The organism is Marinovum sp. 2_MG-2023, assembly GCF_030548265.1.
Classification (GTDB): Bacteria; Pseudomonadota; Alphaproteobacteria; order Rhodobacterales; family Rhodobacteraceae; genus Marinovum.
Map to the genome: position 1 here is coordinate 15,913 of NZ_JAUOSD010000032.1, position 17,663 is coordinate 33,575.

Genomic DNA, 17,663 nt, shown 5'->3' on the forward strand with positions numbered 1-17,663 from the left:
CTGCATAGGGATCATCAAGAATCCGATAGGCCCCGCACTCGATTGGCAATCCCATAATAGGCAGCCTGCCCCCCCCCCCCGAATTTTGCCCACGCTTGGCCGAATTCGCGGGCGGGTAAGGGCGAGTTGGCAAAGCCGCGAGAAAATTACAGCTCCAGCGGAGAATCCGGATCGGCGATCAACGCGCTCAACAGACCGCGCCGCGTGTTTTCGGTGTGCTGGTTGATTGCCTCGCGCGCCGCCGCCGCATCGCGATTGCGCAAGGCAGCCACGATCATTTTGTGGTCCTCTTCGGTTTCCGGGGTCACATCGCGAATGGTCGCCCCCAAATGAAACAGCCGGGTGCATTCTTCGAGGTAGCCGACAATCAGCGCAGAAAGCCGCGGAACCCGGCTGCCTTCGGCGATGGCCGTATGGAAACGATTGTTTGCAGCCACGAAATCAATCACCGGCAGCGATTTGTCTTGGCCATAAGTTTGATCCGACAGCGCCTCCAGCGCGTCAAGTTCCGCCGCACTCATCCGGGTTGCGGCCATCTCTGCCGCCACCCCTTCCAGCGCCTTGCGCACCGTGAAAATGTCGGTGATGTCCTTCACCGTCACCGGCGTGATGCGATAGCCGCGACGCGGAAAGGCTTCGACCATGCCCTCCAACGTCAGCCGCGCCAGCGCCTCACGCACCGGCGTCTTGCTCATCGACATCCGCACCGCCAGTTCCTGTTCGCCTATGTCTGTTCCCGGACGCAGGGTGCAGGTGATGATTTCGTTTCGAAGGATGGCATAGGCCTGATCTGTCAAAGAAAGTGCCTTGCCACGAGGCTCAGTTGTCGCATTCTGGCGTCGTGTCATGCCTGTTCCTTCCCATTGCTGTGCACCGCGTCGAACATCCGGTTCAGCGCACGGTCCAGTGTGTCCAGCGCACAACCGTAATTCAGCCTGGCCCAGCCTTCCAGCCCTGTGCCGAATTCAATTCCGTCGCTCAGCGCAACCCGCGCCCGATCTAGAAAGAATTGCCCCGGCGGCGTCGGAAGGTTCAAGGCTGAAAAATCGATCCATGCAAGAAACCCGGCCTCTGCCGGGATCATTCGCGCTCCGGGCAGACCCGCTTTCAGACCCTGCATCAAATGCGCGCGGTTGGTTGCCAGCTGTGCACAGGCGGCCTCGCGCCAATTGGTGCAGCGCTCATAGGCCGCCGTCATCCCCGCCAACCCAAGGATATTGACGCTGTCGACCATACCCCGCTTGGAGCCTTCGAACCGGGCCCGCAACTCTGCATTTGGCACCACTGCAAAGGCGGTTTTCAGCCCCGGAACATTCCACGTCTTCGAGGCCGCCATCAACGTCACAGACCGCGCCGCAATCTCGGGCGAGAGCGTGGCAATGGGAATATGCCTGTGATCCTTCATCACCAATCCGCAATGGATCTCATCCGAAATCACCACCATGTCGTTTTGCACGCAAAGGTCGGCACGAAACTCCAGCTCGGACCGGGTATAGACCCGCCCGGTGGGGTTTTGCGGATTGCACAGCAACAAAGCCTGCGACATCCGGGCCGCTTCCTCCAGCCGGTTATCGTCACTAACCCAGCGGATGCCATTGGATCGTTGCTGGACCTCATGCGCGATCAATCCCCAATGCTTCGGGGCCGCGCGCAAGGGCGCATAGACCGGAACCTCCTGCATCGCCCCACCGCCGGGCGTGGTGGCGGCGGCAAGCGCCATATTGAAACCGGGTTCAACGCCGGGCAGAAACGCCAGCCATTCCGGCTTGATCGCCCATCCATGATCGCGCAGCAGCGCATGCACCAGCACGGCGCGCTGTTCATCCGTCGCACGACCATAGCCAAGCACGCCATGATCCAACCGGGTTTTGATTGCCTCGGCAATCTGCGGATCTGCGGCGAAATCCATATCTGCAACCCAAAGCGGCAGCACATCACTGTCATAGCGCTGCCACTTGTTGCTGTCCGTGCCGCGCCGGTCCGGGGTAGAAAGCAGGCTCATCCAAGCCCCCGGATCAATCCGCCATCCACCCGCAACATAGACCCGGTCACATAGGCCGCTTGTGTCGAACACAAAAAGGTCACAACCGCACCGAATTCCGCAGGCTGGCCGTAACGGCCCGCCGGAATGGTCTTGCGGCTGGCCTCTTGGACGGCGTCCAGCGTGGCACCGGACTTGGCGGCCTTGTTGCCGTCAAGCTCGGCCAGGCGATCGGTGGAAATCCGACCCGGCAGGACCATGTTGACGGTCACGCCATGCGGGGCCACCTCTTCCGCCAGGGTCTTAGACCATCCCGCCATTGCCCCGCGTACACCATTCGACAGAGCAAGGTTGGGGATCGGTTGCACCACACCCGACGACCCGATGGTCACGATACGGCCCCATCCCCGGTCGATCATTCCGGGCAGGGCAGCATCGGTCAGCGTAAAGACCGGCAGCGCCATCGCGTCGAACGCGGCCTGCCAGGCGGCGGCGCTTTGACCCATTGCCGGGCCGGCGGCGGGGCCGCCGCAGTTGTTGACCAGAATGTCGATCTTTTCTCCGGCCAACCGGTCCGCCAGTGCCGCAACGCTGGCTGCATCCGCAAGGTCCAGCGTCACGGCCTCGATCCCGTTACCGGGCGCGGTGCCGCGACGCGATGCGGCCAGCACCGATGCGCCTTCTGCGGCCAGGGCGGCGGCGCTTGCCGCGCCAAGCCCCCGACTTGCCCCCAATACAAGGGCCTTCTTGCCCGTCAGTCCCAGATCCATCAGTTCAACTCCTTCAATTTCCGGTCTTGCCGAGCCAGCAGCCTGTCCACTTCTGCCATCGCCAACGGCGCCAACCCGGCCCCCGGCGCGCGCAATGCGGGCGTGGCAATCGCCCCGCGTTTGGCCAGCACATATTTGCGCACCGCCAGCCCGGCTCCGGGCTGTTGTTCGTAGCGCACCAAGGGCAAATAGGCGTCAAAGATGTCTTGCGCGCGGTCGATCTCGCCCGCGGCCCCCAGGCGCACCACCTCGGCCAGCATTTCGGGAAAACCAAAACCGGTCATGGCCCCATCAGCCCCGCGCGCCATTTCCTCAGGCAGGAAAACACCGCCATTGCCGCAAAGGATCGAAATCCGGCGGCGACCCTCGGCCTCGGCCTTGCGCAGCGCGGTGATCTTGGCCAACCCCGGCCAATCTTCATGCTTCAACATTTTCACCTGCCGCACGTCGTCAATGATCCGTCCCAACACCGCATCCGAAATATGCACGCCCGTGGACAACGGAAAATCCTGCAACACAATCGGCACGCCAGCGCCCAGCGTTTCCGCAACCTGGGTGAAATAGCTGTGGATCTGCGGATCAGTTTTCAGGCTCGCGGGCGTCGTCACCATGCACCCGGCGGCCCCCATATCCATCACCGCCTTGCCCAACTCGCCAATCGCGGCAAGTCCCGGCGCAGACACCCCCACCACTACGGGCCTGCCTGCGGCGCGCGAAATCACCCGCGCAGCCACGGCGCGGCTTTCCTCCTGGGTCAGCTTTTGCGCCTCGCCCATCATGCCAAGGATGGTCAGACCCGTCGCTCCCTTGTCGAAATAGAAATCGACCACCCGGTCGAGACTGTCGAAATCGACGCCCCCCGCCGCAGTGAAGGGCGTGACAGAGATCACGAAAACGCCTTTGGCGTCCGAGGTCAGCAGAGGCATTCTTGTATTCCTTGTGCGTGAAACCAACTGCCAGAGCTGCGCGGCACAAACCGTCCGCTGCCAGGCGTGTTGAGGATGTTCTGACCGTCCCAGACCTCTGCGCCACGCAAAAAGGTGGCCGTAACGCGGGCGGCAAAGGTTGTGCCATGAAACGGCGACCAGCGCAGCCCATCCAGGGCGTCCGCTTCGTCAAATGTGACCTCACCGGGCTGAAGCACCGCGAAATCAGCGTCCTTGCCCACCTCGATCCCGCCCTTTTGCCCCAGCCCAAAGAACCGGGCCGGCCGGTGCGACAGCTGATCTGCGGTCAGCCGGATGGCATCCGCCCCGCGCGCAGTGGCCAACGTATAAAACGCCGGCAAAAGCGTTTGCAGCCCCGGAACACCGGCCCCGGCATCAAAGATGGACGCCGTCAGCTTGTTGTCGATTGGCCAGCTGGAATGATCAGACGACACAAAGGCCACCTGCCCCTCGGCCATGGCCTGCCACAGCCCCTCGATCCGACCAGCGCGGATCGGTGGATTGACCTTCATCCGCGCGCCCAGGGCTGCGCCATCGGCCGAAGCATCAAACCAAAGGTAATGCACACATGTCTCGCCCGTCGCCCGCACCCCCATCCCGGCAAAGGCCGCGACCTGCGCAAACCCTTCGCCACCGGTCAGATGCACCGGGTGGGCATGCGCGCCGGTGGCCTGCGCCAGCGCAAGGAGTTGCGCAGTGGCGACCAGTTCGGCGGCCATGGGCCGGGCCTCGGCATGGGCTTCAATACCGTCGCGCCCCTCGGCGCGGGCGGCGGCCATCCGCGTCAGGACAATTTCCTGGTCTTCGTTGTGCAACCCTAACGGCAGATCAGTGGGCGCCAGAACCTCCATCATGTCCAGCATCAGATCCGCCCCGATCCGGGGGAACCGGCTGGGACTGCTTTCAAAGGACGAAATCTTGAACGCACAGACCCCAGCGGCAATTAATGCCGCCATATTGGCGGTACCTGTTTCGCGCGTCGCCGTGCCATAAAGCGCCATATCGGCATGGGCCTGTGTGGCGATGGCGGCGGTCTTTTCTGCGAACCGGTCGATCCGATCCAGCGGCAGCGGGTTATCATAGGGCATATCCACCAATGTGGTGACCCCCCCCGCCAAAGCGCCGCGCGTGGTGTCGGCAATGCCTTCCATCCCCTTACAGCTGGTGGCATGGGTCTGGCCATCAATCACACCCGGAAGGATGAACCCGGTGCCGAAATCGCGCACCGCTTGTGCGTCTGGCGCCTCTGCGCCCTGACCCAGCGCTGCAATGTGCCCATCCTTGACGGCAACCCAGCCATTTTCCAGCACCGCATCCGGTGTGACAATCGTACCACGAAGAAGCAGGTCCATCTCAGGCTCCAATCTTGCCAAAGGCGTGATATTCAAGATCAAGCGCCGAAATCGCAGCCGCGACCGCCGCCTGCACCGGGTCGATCACTGGCAGGCCCAGCGCCTGTTGCAGCGCGGCGCGATGCCGCCCCATCCCCGCACAGCCAAGGATGATCACCGACGCGCCATCTTCGTCACGCAGCCTTTCGGCGGCGGCGTGGATCACCGCGAAACTTTCCGGACGATTGCCTTCGGCGACGCTCATCGAAATGTCTCGGTCCCCCGCCAGCCGCGCCCGGATCGCCAGCCGGTCAAGATGCGCAGCATGCCGGGCAATGGATGCCGACCCAAGCGAGATCACCCCAAACCGATCCCCCAATTGCAGCGCGCCGCAATACGCCGCCTCGGCAATGCCAATGACCGGCCGCCCCGGCAGGGCAACACGGGTTTCCCCCACCCCGGGATCAGAGAAACAGGCGACAACGATGGCCTCCGCCCCGTCTGCCCTGGCCATATCGGCCACCATCGGCGTGACCTCCGCCACATCCGCATCGCTTTCGATGCCGATCGGCGCGGCGGCAATTTCGCTGCACTGAATCACATGCGCCGTTGTCTGGCGCAGCACGGAGATACAGTCGGAAATCGACTCTGTAATGCTGGTTGAGCTGTTGGGATTAAGAACAAGAATACGCGGCATGGTGAACTTTCCTTGGCGCCCTCAGGCGCTTTGCATGACCAGATGGCCGGGCGCGATTTCGCGATATTGCCGCGCGGGCGGGCGGAAATCGGTGGCATGGATCGGGCTTTTCAGCTCGGTCACCTCAACGTGTCGACGCATCAACCTGCGGGCCGGATCCGGTTCGGGTACAGCGGCAAGCAAGCGACGGGTATAGGGATGTTGCGGCGCGGCAAAAATGCTGTGGCGCGGTCCGATTTCGACGATCTCGCCCGACAGCATGACCGCCACCCGGTGGCTGATCCGTTCGACCACCGCCATGTCATGGCTGATGAACAAATAGGCCAGTCCGAGATCGGCCTGCAATTCCATCATTAGATTGACCACTTGCGCCTTGATCGTGACATCCAGCGCCGACACGCTCTCATCGGCGACGATCAGCTTTGGTTTCAACCCCAGCGCCCGCGCGATCGAAATCCTTTGGCGCTGACCGCCGGAAAACTCATGAGGCCAGCGCTGCGCCATCGCCGGGTCAAGACCAACCCGGTCCAAAAGGCGCTCCACCTCCGCCGGGGCTGCCCGCTGTGACACCAATCCATGCGCGATCATCGGTTCGGCAATTGCTTCGCCCACACGCATGCGCGGGTTCAACGACGAAAACGGATCCTGAAAGATCATCTGCATTGACTGCCGCATCGGCACAAGGTCCGCAGCAGGAATCTCTCCCAGATCCCGACCGTCAAAAACGACACGACCCGAGGTCGGCGGCGTCAGCCGCAAAACCGACCGCCCCGTTGTCGATTTGCCACAGCCGGACTCACCCACCAAGGCCAGCGTTTCACCGGGAAAGACATCAAAAGACACGTCCTGCACCGCATGAACCCGTGCATGCACCCGACCCAGAACGCCTTTGCGCAGGTCGAACCGCGTGACCAGGTTGTCCACCTTCAACAGCGGCCCTTGATCGCGTTGCACCGTATCCCGCGCGGCTGGCGGCGCGGCGCCCTCTTCGGGATAGGGCCGCGGCAGGACGCTGTCGCCAAGATCACCAATCCGGGGCGCCGCGGCCAGAAGCCTGCGGGTGTAATTGGTTTTCGGCGCGGCAAAGATTTGATCCGTCGCACCGCTTTCCAACAATTTGGAGCGATACATCACAACGGTGCGCTCTGCGATCTCGGCGACGACGCCCATGTCATGGGTGATGAACAGCACGCCCATGCCGTCTTCGTCCTGCAATTCCTTGATAAGCTCAAGGATCTGCGCCTGAATTGTCACATCCAGCGCGGTGGTCGGCTCGTCCGCAATCAACAGACGCGGCGCACAGGCCAGCGCGGTGGCGATCATCACCCGCTGCAACATCCCGCCGGACATCTCATGCGGAAATTCGCTCGCGCGCCGCGCCGCCGCCGGAATGCGCACCCTGTCCATCAGACGCACGGCCTCGGCTGTGCCGGTGCGACGTGACATGCCCCTATGCCGGATTAGCGGCTCGGCAATTTGGCGACCCACGCTCAGAACCGGATTGAGCGACGTCATCGGCTCCTGAAAGATCATCGCAATATCGTTGCCGCGAATTCGCTCCATCTGGCGCTCGTCAAGATCCAGAAGATTCACGCCGTCAAATTCGATGACCCCACGGGCCCGCGCCAACCTGTCGGGCAGCAACCCCATGACAGAAAGCGCCGTCACGCTTTTGCCGGACCCTGATTCGCCGACCACGGCCAGCGTCTGCCCCGCGTTCACATCAAAACTGACATCATCGACCACAGCGTTCCAGCCATCCGGCGTGCGGAACTCGGTCGAAAGGCCAGAGATCGAGAGTAATGGCATGGTCTGTCCATCAAATAGTTGTTGAGGGGATTTACAGCCGATCAGCGATGTGGTGTCAATTCAAAATATACCTCGGGATATATCACAAAAACAAAAACGAGAGCTGACATGCCCACGCCAGACGCATCTATACGCCGCAAAGTGCTTGTGACGCCATCAGAGCTGAACGACATGATGACAGGGGCCAAGCCGCCCACCGTTTTCGCGGTGCAATCCGAAAACCCTTACACCGCGACCTCGTCCCGTGTGGGCCGCTGGATTCCGAGCGCGATTGACGTCGAGGCTTATACCGATTTCGCTGCCCCCGCCGCGCCCGACCTTGGTCAACGCCCCCTGCCCGAGGGCGCCGCGTTTCAGGCGGCGGCACGCAAATGGGGGCTTCAGCACGACAGACCCATTGTAGTTTACGACGTTGAACGTGCGATGACGGCGGCGCGCGCCTGGTGGGTGTTGCGCTGGGCCGGGCTTTCGGATGTCCGGGTTCTTGATGGCGGCCTTGATGCCTGGGAAAAAGCCGGGTTCTCTACAACGCAATCCTCTGAAATACCTCAACAGTCCGACATAACTCTGACCTTTGGTCATATGCCGGAGCTGGGTGGTGACGCGGCGCTTGGCATGGTAGAAACCGGCGTTCTGCTGGATGCGCGCATTCGGCCGAATTACATTGGCGGCGCCGAAAAACACGGCGACCCCAGACGCGGCCACATCCCCGGCGCACTCAGCGCGCCAGCGCCGGACAACTTTACCGACGAGGGCCCGATCACCAACAGCGAAACGCTGGCGGAAATGTATCGCGGGCTTGGCGCAACCGACGGGACAGCCGTGGGGGTGTATTGCGGCGCGGGCATGTCAGCGGCGGTCACCGTGCTGGCGCTGGCTTCTATCGGTGTCGAGGCTGCGATGTACCCGGGATCGTGGTCGCAATACATCAACCAACCCGACCGACCGGTAAAGCGTGGCCCATTTCCGTGATGGCATAAAATTTCACCACCTGCACCCGCAATGCCCAGAACCTTGGCACAACGCCATTGACACGGCTTGATACATCAGAAGATCGTCAATTTATGCAAAACAAATATTGCACGAGATATATCAGTTGACGCAAGGTGATTCCAGACGCGGACGACTCGAACGCGCAAAATGGGCTGAAGCCCGTCCAACACAGGAGTGAAACATGAAACTGATGCGCAGATTGTTCGGAGCCATATCAGGCGCCGCACTGGTGCTGGCGACGGTGCCCTTGGCCGCCCCCCAAGCCCAGGCGCAAGAAGCCTCGACCCTGGTGATCGCGGTTCCCTCGGATCCGGCCGGCCTTGAACCTGGACTCAACAAAGCCGAACCCATCGGGTCGGAAATCATTCTCAATGTGTTTGACACATTGGTCGCCTGGAAGGCGCCCACCTTCTCAGAACTCGAAGGACGCCTTGCCACCGATTGGGGCATTTCCGAGGATGGCAAAACCTTTGCCTTCACCCTGCGGGAGGGCGTAACCTTTCACGACGGGACCGCATTTGACGCCGAGGCGGTGAAATTCTCGATCGAACGCACATCGGACATGAACCCCTATGTCGAGGCTACGCTGGGCCTGATCGAAAACATCGAAACCCCGTCGGCAACCGAAATCGTCATCACCCTTTCGCGGCCCTATCCTGCCTTCCTGTCCATCCTGGCCCAGCCGCAATCCGCTATTGTCAGCCCGACAGCCGTGGCCGAACTGGGCGATGGTTTTGCCGATGCGCCGGTCGGCACCGGGCCGTTCAAATTCCGCGCCTATCAGGCCGACACACGTGTTGTTCTGGATGCAAATGCGGATTATTTTCGCGGCGCACCCCAGCTGGCGCGTCTGATCTACACCATCATCCCCGAGGCATCGACCCGGCGGCTAGAGCTGGAAAACGGCGGCGTGGACATCATCCAACAATCCGGCCAGCTGTCTGCCGTGCCATCCGAAGAAATGGCTGCCTTCGCGGAAAACCCGGATATCCAGATCCTGGAAAGCCCCTCTCAGATCATTCGCCAGCTGGAATTCAACAACTCACTGACCGAAGGCCCCTTTGCCGATGCGCACGTGCGCCGCGCCGTGGCCATGGCCATCGACTATGACGGGCTGCTTAACGGTGTTTTTGATGGCACAGCCGAACGGGTCTATGGCCCCCTCACTTCGAACAGTTGGGCCTTTGACCCGGCGGTCAAGGATCTGGTCCCGTCATACGATCCCGAAGGTGCCAAGGCGCTTCTGGCCGAAGCGGGTGTCGACCCTTCGGATCTGAGCGTCAAACTCTACAGCTTCCAGGGCGCGCTCTGGGGCGCGGTGGCAACCTTTGTTCAGGCCAATCTGGCGGATATTGGCGTCGACCTTGAAATCGCACAAACCGAATTCCCCTCTTACCGCGCGCTGCATGTGGCGGGGGAATGGGAAATGGCGTTGGACGGACGGCAACCGTGGTACAATGACCCGGACGCCCATATGACCATCGGCTATCTGTCGTCGCTGAAAAACAGCGCCATGACATTCCGCATGCCGGAAAACGCGGCGCTGGATGCCAAGATCCTCGAGGCCCAGGGCGAGGCCGACATGGAAACCCGAAAGGCGCTCTACGGCGAGATCCAGAAACAGATCGTTGAACATGTGCCCGGCGCCTATCTCTTCAGCCCCAAGTTGATTGTGTTTGCCCGCTCCAACGTCGACGGGCTGGTTGTCAACAGCGCCCCTCCCTTGAACGAATATTGGAGCGTCTCGAAAAACTGATCTGACTTAGTTTGATTGCAACGTCACGGCCCAGGAGCAATGCTCTTGGGCCGTTGACCCCCACCCTGACCGGATAGACCGATGTTAGCCTTTATCGTGCGGCGTCTTTTGTCGCTCCTTCCCGTGCTGGCGCTGGTGCTGGTGATCGTTTTCCTGTTGGTGCGGTTGATCCCCGGAGATCCGGCGGTAACGCTTCTTGGCCCCGGGGCCACCGACAGCCAGATCGCCGCATTGCGCGCACAGTTGAATTTGGACGAGCCGCCGCTGATGCAGCTGTGGCATTACATGGCCGGACTGGCACAGGGCGATCTCGGGACGTCGTTGAAATCCGGGCGGCCGGTGCTGGGTGAAATATTGCTGCGCCTGCCGGCAACCTTGGAAATTTCGGTTGCGGCGGTGCTGGTCGCGATCATTGTCGGCACCCCCATCGGAGTGCTGTCCGCGACGCGCGCCAATTCGGGCTTTGATCACGGGGTGCGCATTCTGTCGCTGACCGGTGTGTCGATGCCAGCTTTTCTGCTGGCGCTTTTGCTGCAACTGATCTTTGCCACCTGGCTTGGCTGGTTGCCGGTGTCGGGGCGCATGTCCAGCTATCTGTTTGTCGATCATGTCACCGGCTTTGCCATCATCGACGGCTATCTCTCAGGCGAGCCGGGCGCGGTGAAAAGCGCGCTGTTGCACATGATCCTGCCTGTGACGGTGCTCGCCGCATTTCTCGCTGCGACGCTGGGGCGCTTCGTGCGCTCGACCATGCTGGAAACCCTGAGCGAAGATTACGTGCGCACTGCCCGCGCCAAGGGGCTGAGCCGCCGCGAAGTCATCTATACCCATGCGCTGCGCAATTCGCTTTTGCCCGCCATCACCGTGGTCGGGCTGAAGTTCGCGGAAATGCTGGGCGGCGCCATCCTGACCGAAACGATTTTCTCCTGGCCGGGCATCGGGCGTTTCATGTTCGAAGCGATCCGCAACCGCGACTATCCGGTCATTCAGGGCGCAACGCTGGTTTTCGCGCTGCTCTTCATGCTGACCTCGATTCTGGTCGATATCCTGTACGCTGTGGTCGACCCGCGCGTGCGCCGCAAGATGAACTGAGGGGCGAGCGATGAAAGATCTGATGCATTTCCTGCGCCGCAACACTCTCGCCGCTGTCGGGGGGACGATCCTCGGGCTTTTGTTGCTGGCGGTGCTGGTCGGGCCGTACTTTGCGGCCTCGCCCATTGCGATCGACATGCAGGCAAAACTGCTACCGCCCGGCCCCGGACATTGGCTGGGCACCGACAGTTTCGGGCGCGACATGCTGGCCCGTATCCTGCACGGCGGGCGCTATACGCTGGCCATCGGTATTCTTGTGGTTGGCATTGCCTTTGTCATCGGGGTGTTTTTTGGCGTGATCGCGGGCTTTACCGGCGGATGGATCGACACGCTGATCATGCGCTTTGTCGATGCGATGCTGTCTTTCCCGGCGCTGGTTCTGGCGATTGCGCTGGCGGCGGCCTTTGGGCCCAGCCTTGAAAACGCGATGATTGCCGTGGCCATCACCCTTGCACCGCAATTCGCCCGCGTTGCGCGATCCCAGGCCCTGGCAGTCTCGGCCCGGTTATATGTCGATGCGGCCCATGCGCTGGGCCTGCCGCGGCGGCGCATTCTCTTGCGCTATGTTGTGATCAACGCGATTGGACCTTTGCTGGTGCAGGCCTCGTTGAATGTGGGCAGCGCCATCCTTCAAACCGCCAGCCTCGGGTTTCTTGGCCTTGGCGCACAGCCGCCAATGGCGGAATGGGGGGCGGATGTATCGGCCAACTTGGCCTTTGCCCGGTCAAGCCCATGGACCGCGCTTGGCCCCGGCTTTGCGATCCTGCTTGCTGTTTTGTCCTTCAACCTGATCGGCGATGCGCTGGCCGATTGGTTCAATCCCCGCCGCCGGAGCCAAATCGCATGACCCTCCCCAAGATCCCCACCATCGCGCTGGAAAAGGTCGATTTCCTGCCACCCAACCGGGTGACGGATGATTGCAGCATCCTGACGTTGAAATCGCTGGTGCTGGAACCGATGCTGCGCTGGCAGGACGGGGCCATCTGTCCGGGGCTGTTCGCCAAATGGGCACTGGACACAACCGGCTGCCGCTGGACCCTGCGGTTGGCCCCCGGCAAATGCTATCACGACGGCACCCCGGTGCTGGCCGAACATGCGGCAGGGTTCATCACCCGCATCCTGAGCTCGCGTGACATGTTCGGAATGCCCTGGTCCTATGCCCGTTATCTGGCGGGCGCGGCAATCTCTGCCGAGGGCGCAGTGCTGACAATCCAAACGCCAAAACCCTTCCCCGATCTGCCCGAAGTTCTGTCGGAATTCTATCTGCCAAAGACGGATGCCCAGGGCCGACCAGTGATCGGCACCGGCCCCTGGCAGGTGCGCGACTTCACACCGGGGGTCGCGGTGACGCTTTGGCGTGCGAAGGATGATCGCCACCTGCGCTTTGTCGCCATCCCAAAAGCCGAAGACCGTCATGCCGCGCTTGTCGCAAAGGACATTCAGGCCGCAACACATATGGAACGGCTTGAAACGCCGATACATGGCATCGCAGGTTTCGAATGGCAGACCCAGACCAGCACCCTGTCGGTCATGGCCTATCTGAACGGAAATGCCGGCGCCTTTGCCGACCCAGAGGCCCGGCACGCGGCAAATCTGGCCATCGACAGGACACGTATGGTTCAGGATGTCATGGGCGGGCTGGCCCGGCCGTCGGACACAATCGTCAGCCCCTGGCACTTTGGCCACAAACAGGCCGGGCTGTTGCCACTCCGCCATGATCCCGATACCGCGCGGCGTCTGTTGGACCGTGCCCAGGGACCGCGCCAAATCACACTGCGCAGCCCAACCTATATGCCGGAACGCGCCCCCGAAATGGCCCGATTCATGGCCGATGCCTGGAACGACGTCGGCTTCGAAACCCGGATCGAAATTGCCGAAGACCGCCCGCAATACGCCCGCGACATCGGGGAAAAACAGATGGGCGACGCGGCAATCTTTGACAGCTCACCCCACAGCACCTTTCGCGTGCTGGATGACAAGATCTCTGCCATCAGCCGCGCAGTCTGGTGGCAGGGCGTGACCAACGATGCTGTCGACAAAGGCTTTGAGCAGGCGCGTCACATCCTTGACCTGCCGACACGGGCCCGGGCCTATGGCACAATCCTGCGCCAGCTTCAGGATGCACCGCCCTGGGTTTATCTCTTTCATCCGGTTCTGTGTCTCGCACATGTGCCCGCGCTGACCGGCCTTCATCTGGATCACAAAGGCATCATGCGGATCACCTGATCCGCCCGCCCCATGACAACAGGACATGCAATGCAATGCAAAAAGAATGCGCGATAACCTTTTATTACTACGAAGATATCCATGCGGTTGCGCCGTTTTACGAAGACACCCTGGGGTTCGAACTTGTGCTCGACCAGGGGTTGGCGCGGATCTATCGGATCGCCGACAATGCCTATTTCGGGATTGTCGACGGCACCAGGGGCCATCTTGCTCATCAACCGAAAAGCGCCGCGTTGCTGACCGTCGTCTCCGAGGATGTGCCTGGCTGGCATGCGAAACTGAAAGCCCTCGGCGTGGCCAATCAATCCGACCTGCTGCGCGGCACCTATTGCGAACATTTCTTCTTTGAAGACCCCGCAGGCTACGCAATCGAAATTCAACGTTTTCACAACCCAGAGGTTGCAAAGCTGTTCAAATGAGCCAGACACCGATCTTGTCCAATGGGCAATCCCTGCCCGAGTTCCTGCCCAGACTGGTGGATTTCACCCACGAAGACCGCGCCGCCAAGGGGTTGCGTGTCTTTGCAGAGGGGGCAGCGCCAGATATCACAGTGCAATTCACCGCATTTGAAATGGTGTCCATGCACCGGGCGCAATTGCTGCATGCACCACGCGGCGGGGGCAAGACGGTGTTGGCCACGCAATTCGCAGCCGCGTTGCCAGACGCAATGGCCGCGACCCCTGTGCGGAACCCGGCGGCACTCACCCGCCCGGCGATCCGCAACCCGGAAGGCCTGTCACTCCCGCAGGTGTGGGAGGTGGGGACGCCGCAGGTTCTCACCTCCTCTCCGGGGCAGGGAAAATTCACCCTGGCCCGGGCCGCCGTCCATGAAGGCCCAGTGCTGCTCATTCTGGACGGCATAGAGCAAGAAGACGACGCCTCGGCGCTGGTGCAACAAGCGATGGATTGGCTGACCCGGACCGCCAGCGCGCGTTTGCTGATCCTCTGCGAAAGCGCTGCACTGGAAACCATCCGCCCGCATCCCGATCTCAGGGCGCACCGGCTTCTGCCCCTGCTTGCCCCCGAACGGGCGCAGGCGCTTGCGCCCCTCGGCATCCCGGACCCCGTGGCCGATTCATGGGCCGAACCGGGCCTATGGGCAGCCTCGCTGCACCAAGGTCACGCGCTGACACTGGCCCAGGCCGCAGCCTCTGATCATCCAGCGGATTGGCTGGCCGAGGCACGGGACGCCGCCACCCTGGCGCAGTTGTCGCCCCAGGACATCGCGCAACGGGCTATGGACAATCCGCAGCGCTGGAATGGCCCGCTTCGGCATTTGGTGGCCCAAGACCCGGCCGAGCCTGATGCGCTGGCGCGAGCACTGATGGAAACCTTGCCCGAAACCGGAACTGACACCGGCGGGCTGTCGCGATTGCTGGCGGCGGCGGACCTGACCATTGGCCAAAACGCGGCGGGCCAAACATCCGGTGCAGCAGACATCTCTGCCGCCCTGGCCGCGATTGTCGAACAGGGCCGGACCCCCGCGATGCTGCGCCGCCGTGCCGGGGCCGCTCTGGCGCGCTTGGGCGATCCCCGCCCGCTGCAGGCTTTGACCGACATTCCCGCCGGACGCTATCGCATGGGCGGCGATCTGCACCCCAATTCCGCACCGGAGCATTTCGTCGATCTGGCGGCTTTTCACATCGGCGTCTATCCTGTGACCTGCGACGCCTTTCAGCGGTTTGCCACCGACACCAACCGCAATTGGACATCGCCACCAGAGCGGCGCAACCACCCGGCCACCGATCTCACCTGGCACGATGCGCGGGCCTATTGCGATTGGCTGACCCAAGGGTGGCGGCGCACCGGCCAAATCACCCCGACCGAGGTCGTTCGCCTGCCCACGGAAAGAGAATGGGAGGCGACGGCGCGAGGCCTTGACGGGCTGATATGGCCCTGGGGCCAAGAATGGGCCCCCGAACACGCCAATGACGAGGTAACAGGTTTCAACGACACCTGTGCTGTGGGTCTCTTTCCCGAAGGCGCGTCACCCTTTGGCTGTTTCGATATGGCCGGGCAGGTCTGGGAATGGTGCACCACGCTTTGGGGCGACGACATGACCGCCCCCGGTTTTGCCTTTCCCTGGGCCGAGGATGGACGCGAGGCATTGGATGCCGCGCCACAGGTGCGCCGCGTCCTGCGGGGGGGGTGCTTTTCATCCGGGCGGGTCAAGGCAAACGGCATCTATCGGGGCAGCCTGGAACCAAACGGCTTCTGGCGCGGCAATGGGTTCAGAATCGTCGTTGCCTGATCGCCAGACTTTTGTGTTTGCGGCAATATCGTTCACTGCTGGGTGTTCGGTCGCCCATCAGTTTGTCGCGACGGAATTGTGCGGCTGAACCGGCACCCAGATAGAAGCGAGAGAGTTGGCGAAATGGGGTCATATCCGGCGTCGCCAGGAACCGCGTCACGGCAGGCTAGACCCGGCAACATCACACCCGTTAACGTGACAACACCTCTCCGGCAAACCCGGGGCGTGTGTGGATACCCCCGGGTTTGCAAGCTGGTTTTTCGACGGTTGGGCTGGGCTTCAATCGGTCGTGTGTCAGGCCTCATGATGTGGCTGGTCTGACGCCACGGGCCGGTATGCTGTTCGGAAGGCGAGGCCCACATCGGTTCAGAGAGCTATGACGCTCGAGCCCCGGGACTGGGTATCCCCACCTTGAACTTTGAAGTCCGTGTCGCTTACTCCGTCGGTCGATCACCTTACCCAGGCCTTGCGGCCATGCCGCTTCCCTGTCTTTTCAGATCAGGGTCACGCCATACTGTAATTCTCCTGTTTCGTTGTCATCGCCCAGATCATGCGGGCCATCTTGTTTGCCAGTGCCACTGCCGCCACCATCCGTGGTTTGCGCGCAACCAGGTTGGCGAGCCAGCGATTGGCGCTGCCGCCTTTGCGCACGACCCAGCGGATCACGCTCATGGCGCCGACAATCAGGAGTTTGCGGATGTCGCATTGCCCCATCTTGCTGACAGCTCCGAGCCGGGCCTTGCCCCCGGTGGATCGTTGCCGCGGTACCAGGCCAAGCCATGCAGCAAAATTGCGCCCGCTGTCGAAGGTCGAGAGATCCGGTGCGAAGGCGGCAATGGCCCCCGCAGTGACCGGCCCCACGCCTGGCACGGTGCAGAGCCGCCGCAACTCCTTGTCCGTCTTCAAGGCTTGCTCGAGCTCATCGGCCAGTTGCTCGATGAGTTCGGTGAGGCGGCCGATCTGGTCAAGGTAAAGCAAGCCCATCTCGCGCACTGGACTGGGTAAATCCACTTCAGGCTGAGCAAGCGCGTGTTCCAGCAGTTTCAAGCTCGCCGGACCCTTGGGTGCCACGAGGCCGAACTCAGCCAGATGTCCCCTCAACGCGTTGATCAATTGGGTCCGCTGACGCACAAAACACTGATGTGTTCGGAAGGCGACGGCGCGCCCTTGTTTCTCAGCGCTCTTCACCGCCACGAAGCGCATGCTCGGGCGGCTGGCTGCTTCGGCAATGGCCTCGGCGTCGGCACGGTCATTCTTTTGGCGCTTCACGAACGGTTTCACATAGGCAGCAGGGATCAACCGCACCTCATGGCCACAAGACAGGGCAACACGGGCCCAATGATGCGACGTCGCACAGGCCTCCATCGCCACGACACAATGCGCTTGCTCCGCCAAGAGCTGATATAGCCGTAGTCGCGACACCGACCTGTTAAAAACAACAGCGCCGTCCGCTTTGACGCCGCAAACTTGAAAACTGCCCTTGGCAAGATCAATCGCCAATATGCTAATCTCTGACATCGAGGCCTCCCTCGGGTTGGTTCCTACGAAACCGTTATGGCACATTCGATGCCGTCGGGTGCGGGCATCCACCGCATCAGTTCACACACCTTTCCAGAGAGTGCTTTGAACTACGCGAAGCCGGACTTCTCTGACCGGTCAAACTGACCTTTCCGGATCATATGCGCGACTTCAATCCCGGCAAGAGTAGCCGAAGCTGAATTCAGCGATTTGAAAGTCTGCATCGGCCGGAAAATTTTTTTGATGAACCGAAGATCCTGCTCAATGAAATTGTTGAGGTATTTCGTACGCC

16 protein-coding genes are annotated in these 17,663 nt (G+C 61.7%); 7 read left to right on the plus strand and 9 right to left on the minus strand.

Annotated features, from left to right (window positions below):
• Positions 1-146: 146 nt before the first annotated feature.
• From Q4577_RS21465 to Q4577_RS21495, 7 genes are read right to left on the minus strand one after another with little or no spacing between them, the layout of a single operon-like run.
• A complete protein-coding gene (locus Q4577_RS21465; protein WP_303472703.1) occupies positions 147-848 on the minus strand; it encodes a GntR family transcriptional regulator in 702 nt (233 codons plus the stop codon).
• Complete coding sequence (locus tag Q4577_RS21470) at positions 845-2,002, minus strand: MalY/PatB family protein (RefSeq protein WP_303472705.1); 1,158 nt, start codon at positions 2,000-2,002, stop codon at positions 845-847. Before Q4577_RS21470 ends, Q4577_RS21465 begins: the two co-directional genes overlap by 4 nt.
• Positions 1,999-2,751: an SDR family oxidoreductase gene (locus tag Q4577_RS21475; RefSeq protein WP_303472708.1), complete on the minus strand. Its 753-nt coding sequence runs from the start codon at positions 2,749-2,751 to the stop codon at positions 1,999-2,001. The genes Q4577_RS21470 and Q4577_RS21475 overlap by 4 nt, the downstream gene beginning before the upstream one ends.
• Positions 2,751-3,677, minus strand: a complete 927-nt coding sequence (locus Q4577_RS21480; protein ID WP_303472710.1) for a dihydrodipicolinate synthase family protein — start codon at positions 3,675-3,677, stop codon at positions 2,751-2,753. Before Q4577_RS21480 ends, Q4577_RS21475 begins: the two co-directional genes overlap by 1 nt.
• Positions 3,665-5,050, minus strand: a complete 1,386-nt coding sequence (locus tag Q4577_RS21485) for a dihydroorotase family protein (protein ID WP_303472713.1) — start codon at positions 5,048-5,050, stop codon at positions 3,665-3,667. Before Q4577_RS21485 ends, Q4577_RS21480 begins: the two co-directional genes overlap by 13 nt.
• Before the next feature lies 1 nt (position 5,051).
• Positions 5,052-5,726, minus strand: a complete 675-nt coding sequence (locus tag Q4577_RS21490) for an aspartate/glutamate racemase family protein (RefSeq protein ID WP_303472715.1) — start codon at positions 5,724-5,726, stop codon at positions 5,052-5,054.
• Positions 5,727-5,747: 21 nt separating this feature from the next.
• Positions 5,748-7,535, minus strand: a complete 1,788-nt coding sequence (locus Q4577_RS21495; protein WP_303472717.1) for an ABC transporter ATP-binding protein — start codon at positions 7,533-7,535, stop codon at positions 5,748-5,750.
• A gap of 108 nt (positions 7,536-7,643) precedes the next feature.
• On the opposite strand from Q4577_RS21495, the gene Q4577_RS21500 reads away from it, so the two are divergent.
• From Q4577_RS21500 to Q4577_RS21530, 7 genes are all read left to right on the plus strand, one after another.
• Entirely contained in the window at positions 7,644-8,507 is an 864-nt protein-coding gene (locus Q4577_RS21500; protein ID WP_303472719.1) for a sulfurtransferase, read from the plus strand.
• A gap of 202 nt (positions 8,508-8,709) precedes the next feature.
• Positions 8,710-10,284, plus strand: coding sequence for an ABC transporter substrate-binding protein (locus Q4577_RS21505; protein ID WP_303472721.1), 1,575 nt, complete (start codon positions 8,710-8,712; stop codon positions 10,282-10,284).
• Positions 10,285-10,365: 81 nt separating this feature from the next.
• Positions 10,366-11,376 (plus strand): ABC transporter permease, encoded by a 1,011-nt coding sequence (locus tag Q4577_RS21510; RefSeq protein WP_303472722.1) that lies wholly within the window; start codon positions 10,366-10,368, stop codon positions 11,374-11,376.
• 10 nt (positions 11,377-11,386) lie between these two features.
• Entirely contained in the window at positions 11,387-12,223 is an 837-nt protein-coding gene (locus Q4577_RS21515) for an ABC transporter permease (protein ID WP_303472723.1), read from the plus strand.
• Positions 12,220-13,602 (plus strand): ABC transporter substrate-binding protein, encoded by a 1,383-nt coding sequence (locus Q4577_RS21520; RefSeq protein ID WP_303472724.1) that lies wholly within the window; start codon positions 12,220-12,222, stop codon positions 13,600-13,602. Before Q4577_RS21515 ends, Q4577_RS21520 begins: the two co-directional genes overlap by 4 nt.
• 35 nt (positions 13,603-13,637) lie before the next feature.
• On the plus strand, positions 13,638-14,021 hold the full coding sequence (locus Q4577_RS21525; RefSeq protein WP_303472725.1) for a VOC family protein: 384 nt from the start codon (positions 13,638-13,640) through the stop codon (positions 14,019-14,021).
• Positions 14,018-15,853 carry an SUMF1/EgtB/PvdO family nonheme iron enzyme gene (locus tag Q4577_RS21530; protein WP_303472726.1) on the plus strand — a complete coding sequence of 612 codons (1,836 nt, stop codon included), beginning with the start codon at positions 14,018-14,020 and terminating at the stop codon, positions 15,851-15,853. Before Q4577_RS21525 ends, Q4577_RS21530 begins: the two co-directional genes overlap by 4 nt.
• Positions 15,854-16,357: 504 nt before the next feature.
• Here Q4577_RS21530 and Q4577_RS21535 read toward each other — a convergent pair.
• Positions 16,358-17,371, minus strand: a complete 1,014-nt coding sequence (locus tag Q4577_RS21535) for an IS110 family transposase (RefSeq protein ID WP_303472728.1) — start codon at positions 17,369-17,371, stop codon at positions 16,358-16,360.
• 110 nt (positions 17,372-17,481) lie between these two features.
• A partial coding sequence (locus Q4577_RS21540; RefSeq protein ID WP_303472730.1) for a DDE-type integrase/transposase/recombinase occupies positions 17,482-17,663 on the minus strand: 182 nt, incomplete at its 5' end.

Coding starts and splice junctions, on each gene's coding strand:
- Q4577_RS21465 (WP_303472703.1), bottom strand. CDS start 848: ATGACACGACGCCAGAATGCGACAACTGAGCCTCGTGGCAAGGCACTT.
- Q4577_RS21470 (WP_303472705.1), bottom strand. CDS start 2,002: ATGAGCCTGCTTTCTACCCCGGACCGGCGCGGCACGGACAGCAACAAG.
- Q4577_RS21475 (WP_303472708.1), bottom strand. CDS start 2,751: ATGGATCTGGGACTGACGGGCAAGAAGGCCCTTGTATTGGGGGCAAGT.
- Q4577_RS21480 (WP_303472710.1), bottom strand. CDS start 3,677: ATGCCTCTGCTGACCTCGGACGCCAAAGGCGTTTTCGTGATCTCTGTC.
- Q4577_RS21485 (WP_303472713.1), bottom strand. CDS start 5,050: ATGGACCTGCTTCTTCGTGGTACGATTGTCACACCGGATGCGGTGCTG.
- Q4577_RS21490 (WP_303472715.1), bottom strand. CDS start 5,726: ATGCCGCGTATTCTTGTTCTTAATCCCAACAGCTCAACCAGCATTACA.
- Q4577_RS21495 (WP_303472717.1), bottom strand. CDS start 7,535: ATGCCATTACTCTCGATCTCTGGCCTTTCGACCGAGTTCCGCACGCCG.
- Q4577_RS21500 (WP_303472719.1), top strand. CDS start 7,644: ATGCCCACGCCAGACGCATCTATACGCCGCAAAGTGCTTGTGACGCCA.
- Q4577_RS21505 (WP_303472721.1), top strand. CDS start 8,710: ATGAAACTGATGCGCAGATTGTTCGGAGCCATATCAGGCGCCGCACTG.
- Q4577_RS21510 (WP_303472722.1), top strand. CDS start 10,366: ATGTTAGCCTTTATCGTGCGGCGTCTTTTGTCGCTCCTTCCCGTGCTG.
- Q4577_RS21515 (WP_303472723.1), top strand. CDS start 11,387: ATGAAAGATCTGATGCATTTCCTGCGCCGCAACACTCTCGCCGCTGTC.
- Q4577_RS21520 (WP_303472724.1), top strand. CDS start 12,220: ATGACCCTCCCCAAGATCCCCACCATCGCGCTGGAAAAGGTCGATTTC.
- Q4577_RS21525 (WP_303472725.1), top strand. CDS start 13,638: ATGCAAAAAGAATGCGCGATAACCTTTTATTACTACGAAGATATCCAT.
- Q4577_RS21530 (WP_303472726.1), top strand. CDS start 14,018: ATGAGCCAGACACCGATCTTGTCCAATGGGCAATCCCTGCCCGAGTTC.
- Q4577_RS21535 (WP_303472728.1), bottom strand. CDS start 17,371: ATGTCAGAGATTAGCATATTGGCGATTGATCTTGCCAAGGGCAGTTTT.